The 14413-nt window shown below is 56.5% G+C and carries 13 protein-coding genes and 1 tRNA gene; 8 read left to right on the forward strand and 6 right to left on the reverse strand.

Annotated elements, in window-relative coordinates; translation table 11 throughout:
• Window positions 1–145: 145 nt before the first annotated feature.
• The 3 genes from AC01ZF_RS16480 to AC01ZF_RS16490 form a co-directional block, all read right to left on the reverse strand.
• A complete protein-coding gene (locus AC01ZF_RS16480; RefSeq protein ID WP_476575515.1) occupies window positions 146–853 on the reverse strand; it encodes a hypothetical protein in 708 nt (235 codons plus the stop codon).
• 345 nt (window positions 854–1198) lie between these two features.
• Window positions 1199–1273, reverse strand: a tRNA-Asn gene (locus AC01ZF_RS16485).
• Window positions 1274–1535: 262 nt separating this feature from the next.
• On the reverse strand, window positions 1536–1781 hold the full coding sequence (locus AC01ZF_RS16490) for a type II toxin-antitoxin system Phd/YefM family antitoxin (RefSeq protein ID WP_424675047.1): 246 nt from the start codon (window positions 1779–1781) through the stop codon (window positions 1536–1538).
• 223 nt (window positions 1782–2004) lie between these two features.
• Between AC01ZF_RS16490 and AC01ZF_RS16495 the strand changes: the two genes are divergently transcribed.
• Window positions 2005–3123, forward strand: a complete 1119-nt coding sequence (locus tag AC01ZF_RS16495; protein WP_424675046.1) for a tRNA-ribosyltransferase family protein — start codon at window positions 2005–2007, stop codon at window positions 3121–3123.
• On the forward strand, window positions 3110–3934 hold the full coding sequence (locus AC01ZF_RS16500) for a class I SAM-dependent methyltransferase (RefSeq protein WP_424675045.1): 825 nt from the start codon (window positions 3110–3112) through the stop codon (window positions 3932–3934). The genes AC01ZF_RS16495 and AC01ZF_RS16500 overlap by 14 nt, the downstream gene beginning before the upstream one ends.
• Here the strand turns inward: AC01ZF_RS16500 and AC01ZF_RS16505 are convergent.
• Both AC01ZF_RS16505 and AC01ZF_RS16510 read right to left on the reverse strand, forming a co-directional pair.
• The gene (locus AC01ZF_RS16505; protein ID WP_424675044.1) at window positions 3907–4383 is read right to left on the reverse strand and encodes a low molecular weight protein-tyrosine-phosphatase; all 477 of its coding nucleotides are present in this window, start codon (window positions 4381–4383) and stop codon (window positions 3907–3909) included. The two genes, AC01ZF_RS16500 and AC01ZF_RS16505, sit on opposite strands and share 28 nt — an antisense overlap.
• 77 nt (window positions 4384–4460) lie before the next feature.
• A complete protein-coding gene (locus AC01ZF_RS16510) occupies window positions 4461–5393 on the reverse strand; it encodes a metalloenzyme (protein ID WP_424675043.1) in 933 nt (310 codons plus the stop codon).
• 398 nt (window positions 5394–5791) lie between these two features.
• On the opposite strand from AC01ZF_RS16510, the gene AC01ZF_RS16515 reads away from it, so the two are divergent.
• From AC01ZF_RS16515 to ilvD, 4 genes are all read left to right on the forward strand, one after another.
• Window positions 5792–6985 (forward strand): 30S ribosomal protein S1, encoded by a 1194-nt coding sequence (locus AC01ZF_RS16515; protein WP_424675042.1) that lies wholly within the window; start codon window positions 5792–5794, stop codon window positions 6983–6985.
• A gap of 110 nt (window positions 6986–7095) precedes the next feature.
• On the forward strand, window positions 7096–8082 hold the full coding sequence (locus tag AC01ZF_RS16520; RefSeq protein ID WP_424675041.1) for an ornithine cyclodeaminase family protein: 987 nt from the start codon (window positions 7096–7098) through the stop codon (window positions 8080–8082).
• 117 nt (window positions 8083–8199) lie between these two features.
• Window positions 8200–9540: a UDP-glucose dehydrogenase family protein gene (locus AC01ZF_RS16525; protein ID WP_428131281.1), complete on the forward strand. Its 1341-nt coding sequence runs from the start codon at window positions 8200–8202 to the stop codon at window positions 9538–9540.
• A 384-nt stretch (window positions 9541–9924) separates the two neighbouring features.
• Entirely contained in the window at window positions 9925–11619 is a 1695-nt protein-coding gene (gene ilvD / locus AC01ZF_RS16530) for a dihydroxy-acid dehydratase (protein WP_428111162.1), read from the forward strand.
• 52 nt (window positions 11620–11671) lie between these two features.
• Here ilvD and AC01ZF_RS16535 read toward each other — a convergent pair whose 3' ends face one another.
• Window positions 11672–12613 carry a DUF4938 domain-containing protein gene (locus tag AC01ZF_RS16535; RefSeq protein WP_424675038.1) on the reverse strand — a complete coding sequence of 314 codons (942 nt, stop codon included), beginning with the start codon at window positions 12611–12613 and terminating at the stop codon, window positions 11672–11674.
• 119 nt (window positions 12614–12732) lie between these two features.
• On the opposite strand from AC01ZF_RS16535, the gene AC01ZF_RS16540 reads away from it, so the two are divergent.
• Both AC01ZF_RS16540 and AC01ZF_RS16545 read left to right on the forward strand, forming a co-directional pair.
• Window positions 12733–13389 carry a class I SAM-dependent methyltransferase gene (locus AC01ZF_RS16540; RefSeq protein WP_424675037.1) on the forward strand — a complete coding sequence of 219 codons (657 nt, stop codon included), beginning with the start codon at window positions 12733–12735 and terminating at the stop codon, window positions 13387–13389.
• A gap of 165 nt (window positions 13390–13554) precedes the next feature.
• Complete coding sequence (locus AC01ZF_RS16545) at window positions 13555–14403, forward strand: metallophosphoesterase family protein (protein ID WP_424675036.1); 849 nt, start codon at window positions 13555–13557, stop codon at window positions 14401–14403.
• The last annotated feature ends 10 nt before the right edge of the window (window positions 14404–14413 follow it).

Genomic DNA, 14413 nt, shown 5'->3' on the forward strand with positions numbered 1-14413 from the left:
ATCGGTCAGATCCATCGTGCTCACCCCCCATCGTAAGGATCAGCACTATTATCTCACAGCAACCAATGTATGAGATAACTTCTTGTACCCGATGCGTGATCACAGGTGTCAGGTGCAGAACGCAAAGGCGTAGTGCCGCACAGCATCATTCACCTTTCTGCGCCACCAGCAGACGTTCTGGGCGAAGCATAACCAAGTCTTGATCGAGACCGTGGCGGAGCACGTCGATGCGGTCGCAGGCCGCGACCAGATGGGCTGCGGGAACATAGCTCAGATGGAACGGAAACAGACTCGTGGCATCGAGGAGGCTTCTCAGCACCACCGAACCATGAGGATAAGCGTGCAAGAAGGCCTCCGCTAACCATGCGATGACCTCCACCTGATCGATGGTGCGCGTCAGCCCGGCGGTATAGATACCTTTTGCCGCTGATAATGCCTTCAGAACTTCCCAATCGACAAAGCTGCGGAGGACTCGTTGGACTGCTCTGGATACGGTATCGCGTTCCCCGTAGTGTTTGCGCACGCGGCGCTGTACTTGACCGGCAGTGACGGATCCCTGGAGTCTGAGTAGTCGCCCGACCTGTGCTGCGACGTTACTCCAGAACGGGTACGCTGCCATCGTCATTCCCCAGTGGATTGCGATATGTTCCTCGCGCGGAAGCTGGGCGAGAAGGTTGAGACCTTCTCGCTGAAGGGGAAGTAGCTCGTGAGGTGGTCGCACCCAAATCTTCATCAGGATGGTGATGACCTTCTCGCGATTACTGCGTTTAGCGTTCCCGCCGATAGATAGTTTGTCTTTAAGCAGCTCTTGGAGGTCATGGTAAATGGCGGCATCATCATTTCCGGCAAGCACGAGGTTTGCCGTGCGCTCTAGCCATTCCAGACAAACCCGCTGACTGAAACCGATCTGGTTCAGGCGACGGCATGCATTTTCCTCAAAAGATACAATGTATCAGCAAAAATGCCGAGACAAAGTACCATGTGTTTACCGATAACCGGAGACGCCCCCTTGACCGGGCGGACTCCATCTGAGTACGTGGCGCGGGTAAGCGCCGGACATGAGTCCAATAGCTATTTGATCTCCGTTTGCTGCGGTAGCAATAGGAGAACGTCTCATGGCGGAGCAAAACGTAAAAGACCGATTCTCCGCAGGGCATCTTGTTAACAAATAAACCGCCGATACCGGCGGTTTATTTGTTGGCTCCCCAACCTGGATTCGAACCAGGAACCCGCTGATTAACAGTCAGCTGCTCTACCGTTGAGCTATTGGGGATTGACTTCGGCTGAGAGTATAGCACATGTCGGCAAAACGTGCAAGTGGCTGGTCAAACGAGCGGCGAAGCAGGCTTTGTCGCTTTCTGAAGCGAAACATGCCGCCGATGCGCATGTTAGATTAGATAAGTGTTGGCGTTTTCGCTGCAACTTGGCGGTGTTGGCCCGGCAGCAGCGATGCTCTGGGCAACGTTGCCGAAAAACGGAGCACAGCCGTTGGTTGATTCGGCTGCGCTCACGTATGGTAATATGCCGGCAGTGGTTTACTCGGCGTTGTTGTTGTGGCCATTGCGCTCGGCTTCGTAGCGTTCGGCCAGTTCGCGTAGAGCCGTAAACAATTCTACATCGATCAGAACACCGGCAGGATAGCCTTTCTGGGTTACAATAATCGGTTGATGGGTTGATTGTGAGCGCTTGATCAGCGCGGCAAGTGATGATGCCGCCTTCGAGATTGGCACAACGCCTTGGCGCAGATCGACATTGAGCAGGTTTTTGGTGATTTCGGACATCTGATACTCCATTTCATGAAATAACACGAACGTTCTTTACCCTGATCCCTAGGTGCGACCGTTGGGATGACAAATATAGAACAATGTAGACATATTATCTACTATGACCCGCAAACATAGCGGGTCAAAACCGCTACAAACAGAAAACATACGAATCCACATCAGTATACCGTATTGTGTGCTAAATTTCAACTCTAGGGTGAGTCATCTTTGTTAGGAATATATGGTCAAAACACTAATCGTTCATCATGGTCAGCTCGAATTACCGGTATTTTTACCTGATGCTACCTTTGGTACTGTTCGTTCCGTTGATAGTCGTGATGTCGCCGAGGCCGGGATTACTGCGCTGGTGATGAATGTCTTTCATCTGATGCAGCGTCCTGGGAGTTCGACGATCCATGCGCTCGGCGGGTTGCACCGGATGGCGGCGTGGAATGGCCCAATTGTGACCGACAGTGGTGGTTTTCAGGCGTATTCGTTGATCCGAAACAATCCGAAACAGGGAAAAATCTCCGATCAGGGTTTGGTATTTCAGCCAGAGGGTGCCGAACGGTCATTTCACCTAACGCCTGAGAAGAGTATTCAGCTTCAGTTGAGCTACGGGGCCGATATTGTCATCTGTCTCGACGATTGCACGCATGTTGATGATCCGCCGGCCGAGCAGCGTCGTTCGGTTGAACGAACCGTGCGCTGGGCGCAGCGATGTCGGGCCGAGTTTGATCGTCAATTGGCGCAACGGCGATGGAGTGGGCCACCGCCGCTCATCTTTGCGGTAGTGCAGGGTGGTGGCGATCTCCAGCTCCGGGCCGAATGTGCTGCTGCGTTGCTGGAAGTCGGCTTCGATGGGTTTGGGTTTGGCGGGTGGCCGCTCGATACGCAGGGAAACCTGTTGCACGAGATGTTGGCGTTTACCCGTGCCCAGATTCCGGCCCACTATCCGATGCATGCGCTTGGTGTCGGTCATCCGGCGAGTGTGGTCGCTTGTGCGCGGATGGGCTACGAGATGTTCGACAGTGCGCTCCCAACCCGTGATGCCCGCCAGGGCCGATTGTTGGCGTTTACCACCGATCCACACCATCCCGGCTTTCGGTTAGCGGGTGAGTGGTTTACCTACGTCTACCTTGCCGACCGGAAACATATTAAGGCCGATCACCCAATTTCGCCGGGATGCACCTGCTTTACGTGCCGTCACTACAGTCTTGGCTATCTGCACCATCTACACAAGATCGGCGAGACGTTGGCATTGCGGTTGGCGACGATCCACAATTTGCACTTTATGGCTCAATTAATGGCGTTGATCCGTCGTGAACGTCATGAGGAAGACGGCAATGGAGCAAGCTGATCCCCGCCTTGCCACGTTGGTGGCGGCGGTACAAGCCGGTGCGAGCTATCGCTCAATCGCTGTCGGTGTCATCGAACGGGTGGGGCGTGAGTCGCTCCAGCGCTACCCCTCGCTGAAGGCAGCGATTAAAGCGACCAAAACCCGCTTGCACCAGATGATCGGTGCGTATACCGAAGATCGCCCGCCGTATCGGCAATGGCTGACGGAGTTGCAGCAGGCGGCAGATGAGATGGCACGCAAGGCGGTATGTCGGCGTTTGTTAGCCGGCCATGCCTCGACCCGCGAACGATTGCCGGTCCTCGAATACCTCTACCCGGCCTGCTTCGGTGATTCGCCACCGCAGCGCGTACTCGATGTGGGGTGTGGACTGCATCCCCTCACTGTGCCGTGGATGCATCTGCCACCGAACGCCTATTACGCGGCCTACGATGTTGATACAGCGCTCTGCGCGTTTTTGCACGAGGCGCTGCCGTTGCTGGGTGTGCAAGGCGAAGCCGCTATCTGCGATTTGATGTTAGGGCCGCCGCCGGTGTCGGCTGACGTTGCGCTCGTTTTGAAAACGATCCCGCTACTCGAACAACAACGGCGCGGCGCCGGCGCCGATCTCCTGCGCGCCATCCAGGCGCCCCGACTGGTGGTTTCGTTCCCCACGCGCAGTTTGGGTGGGCGCAATGTGGGCATGGCGACAACCTACCGTGGCTACATGGATGCACTGATCGCCGCCGAAGGTTGGTCGCCCCGGGTTATCGAGTTGCCCAACGAGCTGGTGTTTGTGATCGAGCGTCACACTCCCTCCCGTTCGCGGATGTAGGCTAACAAATTGCGGCACGCCGTCTCGATCAAACGGTACACTTCATCGAAGCGACCGTTGTAGTAGGGATCAGGTACCTCGTCAACGCCTAATTCCGGTGCAAAACTCAACAACAGCTTTGCGCGTTCGCGGGCCTTGGGGTGAAAATGCGCCAGATCGGCCAGATTCTCGCGATCCATGACCAGAATGTAATCGAACTGGTCAATATCAGCCGAGCGCACCTGCCGCGCCCGTATCCCGGCGGTGGAAATATGGTGACGGGTCAGTACCCGCTGCGTCCCCGGATGTGGCGGCTCACCGATATGCCAGCCGCCGGTACCGGCAGAATCGATCTCGAAACGGTCTTGGAGGCCGGCTTCGGTGACCAAATGGCGAAACACGGCTTCGGCCATCGGTGAGCGACAAATATTACCCATACAGACAAATAACACTCGGATGTTACGCGACATATACTCCTCGTTGTGGTTAGTATCGAATCTGAGCCATCCTCACGATGGTGACCGGGCAGCACCCAAGCCCTCACAGGTTATATTGCCGGTGTTCCCACGCGAGATGGCTCGTCGGCCAGTGCCTTCATCACAGCGTCGGCCACTTCATCGATCCGGCGCACGTGGCGAAACGATGCCGCGTGTGGTCCGATGACGAGTAATGGCGTGGGAGCAGTCGTATGGCTCTTCGTGCTCGCCTGTTCGATATTGCCATGATCTGACGTAACAAGCAAGGTGTCGATGGATCGCCGAGCGCGGAGCCAACCCTCGAGTAAGCCGTCAATCCGGCTCAGAGCAATCGTTACGCCGCGGGGGCCGAGCCGACCGTGTCCGGCGAGATCGGGGAGAAAACATTCAAAAAAGACGAGATCGTAGTCCAATGCAAACTGGGCTAATCGCTCACCGGCGAGCTGGGGGCTGATTGGTGGGATCGTCGTGGCATCTGGATCGTGCGCCGCCAACCCTTCACCGGTAATGTCCCAACTGAGCGCTTGCCCGGCGCGCAGATCGTTCAAATCGCGCAGATACAAACCGGCGCCTTCAGCAGCGATCATGCTGGCCGAACGACGCAAGCGACGGGTGGCCAACGCCTGCCAGTAGCCGGTGGTGAAGACATTGACAAAGGCGACCCGTTTGCCCTGCAACCGGGCGCGCCGGAAGAGCGAACGCTCGGCTAATAATGGACGCAACGCCACCGGTGGAAAGTGAGGTTGATGATGACCGTGTAACGCCGGTGCGTTCACACCGACCAAAAGGGCAACGTGATTTGTCCCACTTTGAGGCAAGCCGTCTACTCCCAAACAGGCATCGAGTGGCGCGAGCAACAGCTCATCGCGGTAACCGATCTGTTCAGTGGTGAGCGGACCGCGCAATAGCTGCCGGATGGTCGGCATAGGTACCTGCGCGAGCGGGTTATCGGCGGTGGTCGGCGCTAAGCCGACTCCATCCAAGAAGACAAATGTCAACGCCATACAACAACCTGTTTACCGTCTTCGTTGCTATTATAGCCGGAATAAGATAGTTAGAACTTCTAAATAAAATGACACACCATAGATAATGCCCGTAGATGAACATCCGAATCACTTTGTGAAAAATGTTGACAGGTTCACCATCATCGCCTATAATTGCCAGCATTGTAAAACATGTCTCGACTTCCGCGACGGGTACTCCACAGACTGGAACGGTAACGACGGCCTTGGAGCACGTATCAAGCAGCGGAGCCGATGGCTCGCGCCCATCTCGTAATCTGCACGTAAAAATGATGTTGCGCGGTCGCTCGCATCTCACCGCATTATGCGGGCCACGCGTTTTTTGCCCCGACGCGGAAGTTGTGACATAACGAAAAATCTCTTTGAGGAGGCTTTGTAGCATGTCTGTCCAGCCCGACCCTGTGACCCGGCAACATGAGGAAGATCTTGATTGGACCCAGTTGCTCGATGCGTATGATTATGCTCGCCCGCAGCGTGGTGAATTGCGCGAAGGCCTGATCATGCACATCGAAGAGAATGGCGTTCTGGTCTCGATTGGCACCAAGCGTGAAGGCATCATTCCGGCTCAAGATTTGCGCCAGATGGGCGAAGATTTTATCCATTCGCTGAAGGTTGGTGATACGGTTCAGGTGTATGTCCAAGAGCCGGAAAACCGCGACGGTGACCTGATCCTCTCGCTTTCGATGGTGCAGGTGGCGAAGGACTGGGAAGTTGCCGAGCAGCTTTTCCGCGATGGCGGCATCACGCGCTGCAAGGTGATCGGTTTCAACAAAGGCGGTTTGTTGGTACAGTTCAACCGCATCCGTGGCTTTGTGCCGGCTTCGCAAGTGGCGCAGTTGCACGGCCGTACCGCCGCCGATGAGCGACAGCATGCCTTGCAGAAGATGGTCAACCAGGAGATTCCGTTGAAGGTGATCGAGGTTGACCGTGAGCGCAACCGGCTCGTGCTCTCGGAGCGGGCCGCAACCCAAGAGTGGCGCAAGGCCCAAAAGCATCGCTTGCTCACCGAGTTGCAGCCGGGCGATGTGTTGGTCGGGAAGGTCAATCAGCTTACCAACTTCGGCGCGTTTATTGATTTGGGTGGCGCCGATGGGTTGGCCCACATCTCAGAACTGAGCTGGCAGCGGGTTAATCATCCGCGTGAGGTGCTCCAGCCCGGTCAAGAGGTGAAAGTGGTCGTCGTTGAGATTGACCGTGAGCGGGAACGGATCGGGTTGTCGATCCGCCAGTTGCAGGATAATCCATGGGAGACAATTGACCAGCGCTACACGCTTGGTCAGTTGGTGACCGGCCCGGTGACGAATGTGACACCCTTTGGGGCGTTTGTGCAGGTTGAAGAAGCGGTGGAAGGCTTGATCCACGCCAGTGAGCTTACAACCGACCCACAAGCTCAGCCGCGCGATGTGTTGCAACCCGGCCAGATCGTGACCGCGCGGGTGATTAGCCTCGACCGCCAGCGGCAGCGGATGGGGTTGTCGTTGCGCCGTATGAACGACGATGAGCCGTTGCCCGCTGCTGATGAGTCGTTGTCTGGACCCGATGCGCCGAGTGCGGCGCAAGAGCCATCGGTATAGGCGTAGGCATCCGCTCACCTTACCTCGGTAGAATCGGCATGGTATCTGCACCGTGCCGGTTTTGTCGTATGATACGCTCGTGATGTATGAGGTGCAGCGAGGAGGTGTGCATGCGATTCCTTTCGGCGGCCGATGTGGCTCAAGCCGCGCCAATGGCCTCTGCGATTGAAGCGGTAGCGCAAGCATTTAGCCTACTGGCACGTGGTGAAGCTGATATTCCCCTACGAACGGCAATTACAACCCCTGCGTATGCAGCAACAACCTTCTTCATGCCCGGCCGACTCGGTGGTGAGTTGCCGGCGCTTGGTCTCAAGACCGTCTCGGTCTTTCCCCAGAATATGTATCGTGCTGAACCGACGATCTATGCACTGGTGACCCTATTCGATCCGACTAGCGGTCGGCCGGTGGCAGTGCTTGATGGTACGTACCTGACCGCACTGCGTACCGGGGCTGCTTCAGGGGTGGCGACCCGCCTGCTGGCGCGCCCTGAGGCGCGCACGTTGGTCATCTTCGGGGCCGGTGCGCAGGCGTTGTCGCAGGTGGTGGCCGTGCTGGCGGTGCGTCCGACAATTGACAATATCTGGATTGTTAATCGTACCCGTGATCGGGCGACGTTGTTGGTAGCGCGATTGCGTGGTGAGGGCTTTCGTGGTGATCTGCGCATTGCGACCGATCCAACCCTGCCGCTAGCCGAAGCTGACATCATTTGCACCGCTACGAGTAGCCCAACCCCGCTCTTTGCTGCCGATCTTGTGCGGCCCGGTACCCATATCAATGCCATTGGCGCCTACCGCCCCGACATGGCCGAGATTCCACCGGCAGTTGTGGCCCGTAGTCGTGTCTTTGTCGATCAACGTCATGCGGCGTGGGCCGAAGCCGGCGACCTCATCCAAGCCCGTGCTGCCGGCCTCATCGCCGAGCACCATATTGCCGGTGAGCTAGGTGAGTTGGTTAACGGTACAGTTAGTGGGCGTACCTCTGCCGATGAGATAACCTTGTTTAAGTCGGTGGGCAATGCGGTGCAAGATTTGGCTGTCGCCGCACTGGTGTTACAGCGGGCCACCGAACTCGGTTTGGGGATCGAGGTTACGCTCTGAGCTTTTTCATCAGGCCTAGCGACGTTATTCATCGAAATGTTAACCGTACCCTGTACAACAAGAAGTAAATCGCACCGGATAACGCTGCGATTGATGCACATGTAAGGAGTTGTCATCGTGAAAAACATCTGTGTTGTTGGTACCGGATACGTTGGCCTCACGACCGGCGTCTGTTTTGCCGATCTTGGTCATTCGGTCACGTGTATCGAAATTGATCTGCACAAGCTGGAACTGCTGCGCAGTGGCAAATCACCGATCTATGAACCCGGTCTGGAAGAGTTACAAGAGCGCAATATGCATGCCGGGCGGCTACGTTTTACCGACGATTATGCGGTGGGGATCCCTGAAGCCGAATTTATCTTTATCACCGTCGGTACACCGATGGGTGAAGATGGTTCGGCCGATCTGACGTATGTAAAAGCGGCTGCGCGGAGTATCGGCAAGTATCTGCGCTCCGGCTCGATCATTATCGATAAGAGTACGGTGCCCGTAGGTACCGGTGATATGGTCGAGAACATCATCGCCGAACACGCCGGTCCTGATGTCAAGTTTGATGTGGTCTCGAACCCTGAATTCTTGCGCGAAGGCAGTGCGTTAAGCGACTTTTTCAAGCCTGACCGGATAGTATTAGGGGCGAAAAATCGTGAAGCAGCACAGCGAGTAGCTGCGTTGCACGAGACGCTTGGCGCACCGATTATCATCACCGATCTGCGTACCGCCGAGATGATCAAGTACGCCTCAAATGCCTTCTTGGCGACCCGTATTTCGTTTATCAACGAGATTGCTCAAATCTGCGAGCGGTTGGGCGCTGATGTGCGCGAAGTGGCGCGTGGGATGGGCGCTGACAAGCGGATCGGGCCTCATTTTCTTGAAGCGGGTGTTGGCTACGGCGGCTCCTGCTTCCCGAAAGATGTACTGGCGCTGTACCATATGGCCGCTTCGGCGGGTTGTCACCCGCAACTGTTGCAAGCTGTGATGGACATCAACACCGATGCGCGGAAGCGATTTGTGAAGAAAGTCGAGACGGTGCTTGGTGATCTGACCGGTCGCCTGATCGGTGTGTTGGGTTTGTCGTTTAAGCCGAACACCGATGATATGCGTGAAGCGCCGAGTGTTGATATTATCAATGCACTGCTGAAGAAAGGGGCGCGGATAAAGGCTTACGATCCGGTCGCAATGCCACGGGCAGAAGAGTTGTTGCCGACCGTGACGTTTACCGCCACTGCCTACGATGTCGCAAAAGACGCCGACGCTCTGCTCCTCGTTACTGAATGGAATGAGTTTAAGCAACTCGACTGGCAACGGATCAAACGCTACATGCGCCAACCGGTAGTGATCGATGGACGCAATCTCTACGACCCGCGTGAGATGCGGAGCCTTGGCTTCATCTACTGGGGTGTGGGCCGTGGCGAAGCGCCGGTGCCGTTGCTGGAAGCGGTAGAGAAAGCCGGTGATTAGGAAGAAAGGGGCACGGCATCGCACCAGAGGGGCACAGCCCTGCTGTGCCCCTACAATATCGTGCCGCACGGTGAGCGACCGGTGCGCCATGGTCGGGGCGATGCGGGGGTTCAGGTGAGAGCGGGGCGTCGGGGTCCCTGGGGCGACATCGTGTTGCTGTGCCCCCATCAGTGTCGTGTTGGGTTATGGGTGACGGGTGCGCCGTGGGTCGGGGCGGTGCGGGGGTTCGGGTGAGGGCGGGGTGTCGGGGTATCCGAGTCGACGTAGTAAGGGCATAGCGCCGCTATGCCCTTACTTATGCATCGCAGAATCCCGGCATCGCCTTACCAAAAATTGCGCTACAATAGCCTCGTATTCCGGTTCTAATCTGTGAGGAGGCTCGTGATGAGCGATAATCGCCGTAGTCGTATGATTACCGAAGGCCCGCAGCGTTCACCCAATCGGGCAATGCTGCGTGCGGTCGGGTTTGGCGACAACGATTTTACGAAGCCGATAGTGGGAGTGGCTAACGGGCACAGTACGCTGACACCGTGCAACGCCGGCTTAGGAGCGTTAGCAGCGCGGGCGGAAGCCGCTATTCGTGCCGTGGGCGGTATGCCGCAGGTCTTCGGCACGATCACGGTCAGCGATGGTATCTCGATGGGGACCGAAGGGATGAAGTATTCTTTGGTCAGCCGCGAGGTGATCGCCGATTCGATTGAGACGGTCGTCAATGCCCAACGGATGGACGGCATTCTTGCAGTGGGTGGCTGCGACAAGAACATGCCCGGCGCCTTGATTGCCATGGCCCGGCTCGATATTCCGGCCATCTTTGTCTATGGTGGCACCATCAAACCCGGCCATTACAAAGGCCGTGACTTGACCATCGTCAGCGCGTTTGAGGCGGTTGGTGAATACAGCGCTGGCCGGATCGACGAACACGAATTGCTTGAGATCGAGCGCCATGCATGCCCCGGTGTCGGCTCGTGTGGGGGTATGTACACTGCCAATACGATGTCGTCGGCAATTGAAGCGCTGGGCTTGAGTTTACCCGGCTCTTCAACGATGGCTGCCGAAGATGAGGAGAAGGCGATCAGCGCGGCTCGTTCCGGCGAGGTATTGGTTGAGGCCATCCGTGCCAATCGCACGGCGCGCCAGATGTTGACTCGTAAATCGTTTGAGAATGCAATTGCGGTCGTAATGGCATTAGGTGGCTCTACCAACGCCGTTTTGCATTTGCTGGCGATTGCCTATGCTGCCAAAGTACCGTTGACCATCGATGATTTTGAGACGATCCGCCAACGGGTACCGGTGCTCTGCGATCTCAAGCCATCGGGCCGCTATGTGGCGACCGATCTACACCGTGTCGGTGGTGTACCGCAGGTGATGAAGATGTTGCTGAATGCCGGCTTACTCCACGGTGACTGCATGACGATTACCGGTCAGACAATCGCTGAGGTGCTGGCCGATGTACCCGACGAGCCACCGGCCGATCAAGATGTCATCCGTCCCTTTCATAAACCCCTCTATCCGCAAGGACACTTGGCTATCCTCCGTGGTAATCTGGCCGAAGAAGGTTGCGTTGCGAAGATTACCGGTATTAAGCAGCGCTCGATTACTGGACCAGCCCGTGTTTTCGATGCCGAAGAGGAATGTCTCGAAGCGATTTTGAGTGGCAAGATTAAGCCGGGCGATGTCGTGGTGATCCGGTACGAAGGGCCGAAGGGTGGCCCCGGTATGCGTGAAATGCTCGCCCCAACATCGGCGATTATCGGCGCTGGCTTGGGCGATAGCGTTGGGCTGATTACCGACGGACGCTTCTCTGGTGGTACCTATGGCTTGGTAGTCGGTCATGTTGCGCCTGAAGCAGCGGTTGGTGGCACCATTGCCCTAGTCGAAGAGGGTGATAGTATCACCATTGACGCCGATACCCGTCTCTTGCAGCTCAATGTCTCTGATGAGGAGTTGGCACGGCGCCGCGCTGCGTGGCAACCTCGTCCGCCACGCTATACCCGCGGTGTATTGGCGAAGTATGCCAAGTTGGTATCGTCGGCTAGTCTTGGTGCAGTGACCGATCGCTTCGATGGCGAGTCGGCGTAAGGGCGAAGAGTGCAGCCGATAACTCGGTGAGAGCCGCGTACCGCGCGGCTCGCTAATCCATCGCTTCTGTCTGCGCCTGCCATCCGATGATGCCGTTCGGTGCATAGCTCAAGAGCGGGTGCAGTGCCGGATCGGTGAGGTTGATGAGCGTGGGCATCGTGCTGCACAGCATCGGCAAGCCAAGCGCCTTCAACCACTCGTCATCGTCAAAGGCATGCAGCGGGCGTTGGCCGGCGCGGTCGGTGATCACCGCTAGATCACAACGGTCGAACGGTAGCCCTTCGCGCAGTAAGCTGTCGGTGTCGAAACCAACGACCAGTGTGGTACACGCCGGATCGGCCAGCGCCCGTATCACTGCGTGTCGGTCGGCATGTTCGAGAGTGATGCCATCGTACCGCGCTGCCTGTGCCTGAACAGCCTGGCTACGATACCGCTCACCGGTGATCGCGACAATCGGAATGCGACCGAGGCGCGACCATGGTGGTTGCACATCGGAGATGGCGAATAGCTCATCACGGGTAGCGATCCAGCTCCGTTCGCCTTGCCCCAGGAGCAGACTACCGTCGGGTAATCTGGTTGTTGGAATATCGCGTTGGCGTGCGTTGGCGATCAACTGGAGCGCAGCGACCGGTAACGCCTGTGCTTGACGCCGATCACGCAGAGCGAAGAGTGGCTCGTCAGCATCCCACGTGGTATCACCGGTCAGTTCAGCGTTAAGACCATCGATCACATATTGACAAAGCTCAGCCCCGATGTCTGGCTCGTTGGTGGTAAAGAAGGCACTGAGGAGTACATTATCGGGCTGCTTGTGCGCGGTGATGTGTAGGTGGGCGATCATCAAACCAACGGCCAATGCGCCGTGTTTTAGTGCAGTACGTAGTCGTTCACGGTAGTCATCATTAGTCCTAGCTCGTAAGATAACGCCGGGTTGGGGGCGATAAATATTCGGGCCGTGTAATGCGGCAAGTTGAACTGTAGTAATGGGTCGAGTCATTGACTTCTCCCACGTAACGGTGTATCCACGCAAGGTGGTACGGAACATAACTTGTGTTGTGCAGTATACCCCTTTGCGTTCTTTGCGTTCTTTGCGTTCTTTGCGTTCTTTGCGTTACTATGATAGCACTGCTCCACGAACCATACTTACCGTTGATCCGTCGTGCGTTATTGGCAGTCACTCCACGCGGTATAGCAAAAGCACTCGACGTTGGCTGTGGTGATGGAGCCAAAACACACTGGTTGCGGGAATGCTGTACGTCCGACGGGTTGATCATCGGCCTCGAACGGGATGTCAACGTCTTGGGTTCTACGCAAGGCATATCGCAGATCGTTGGTGATGCCGTCAACCTCCCCTTTGCCGATCAGACAATCGATGTAATCTGGTGTATCGCAGCCCTCGCCCTCTTCTCACAACCACAGCAAGCCTTAGCCGAAATGCGGCGCGTACTGCATCCCCGTGGAAGACTGATTCTGCTTACTGCCGGTGAATACTGGGTACGGTTACGCAAGCATCCGCTCACCGTAGTACAGACGCTACCACCGGACATCCCGCTACCACCGGCTGATGGTCTGGGTGAAGAGTGGACGAGGCTGTTGAGAACGGCCGGGTTTGCGCAGCCGCAGGTACGTGCCTATCTCCTCGACAGTACTGCACCGGCGCAAGCGGCATTGCTCGACAGTGCCGAACTTGCCGCGTACATCAATCAAGCACCGTTTATCAGCCCGATAGCAGAACCCGAAGTACACCTGGTCTTGTTTGTCGTGAAGGCGTAATGCCAGACCGGTACTCCTCCGACCAACGGCAGAAGCGTACCGGTTCACCCACATACCGATAGGTGGGGTATCAAAACGTTCTTTCCCGCGACGGTTCTTTACATGGTACACTACATGATGGCATTCTACGGCAACAAACTTGCGGGAAAGGATAAAGCACCGTCTATGAAGATTGCAGTACTCGCCGATATTCATGCCAATCTGGCCGCGTTTCAAGCGGTGATTGATGATATTGAGCGATGGAACCCCGATATCGTGATCATTGCCGGTGACATCATCAACCGTGGTCCTCAGCCGCGAGCGTGTCTCGAGTTAGCCTTGCGTATGCGCACGGAACGTGGCTGGCACGTGTTACGTGGGAATCACGAGGGGTACATCTTATCCTATGAACGTGATGTAGCCACCGGTTGTCCTCCGCAAGGCGGTAAACAGGCTTTGCTAGGACCGATTATCTGGACACATCAAGCGGTAGCCGATATGTTACCGCAGATTGAAGCCTTGCCTACCAATCAGGTAGTAACGACGCGAGATGGCCTTGTCATGGCGTATCACGCTTCGATCCATCACGACCGCGATGGATTATTGCCAAGCCATACCAAACTCGAATTGCATGCCAAAATCGATCCGCGGGCCGCAGTCTTTTGTACTGCACACACCCATATGCCGTTTATACGGCGGGTAGGTGAAACGCTGGTAGTGAATGTCGGGTCGGTTGGCTTGCCGTTTGATGGTGATTGGCGAGCTGCGTATGCGCGTCTTATGGTGTATCAAACGGACTGGCAGGCGCAGATCGTGCGGCTACCTTACGATCGGGCAGCAACTTTACGCGCTGCTCGCGATCTGATGGTACCGAATGCAGGGCCGATTACCCACATTATGCTCCGCGAACTCGAGACAGCTCACTCGTTGTTATTCGACTTTGTGCCGGTCTACAACGAGCCGGTCATCGCCGGTGTTATCGGTCTTGAAGAGGCGGTCAACCAGTTTCTCTCGGCAGTAGAACGAGCCGCGTGAAAGGGAATCC

The organism is Chloroflexus sp., from assembly GCF_056331925.1.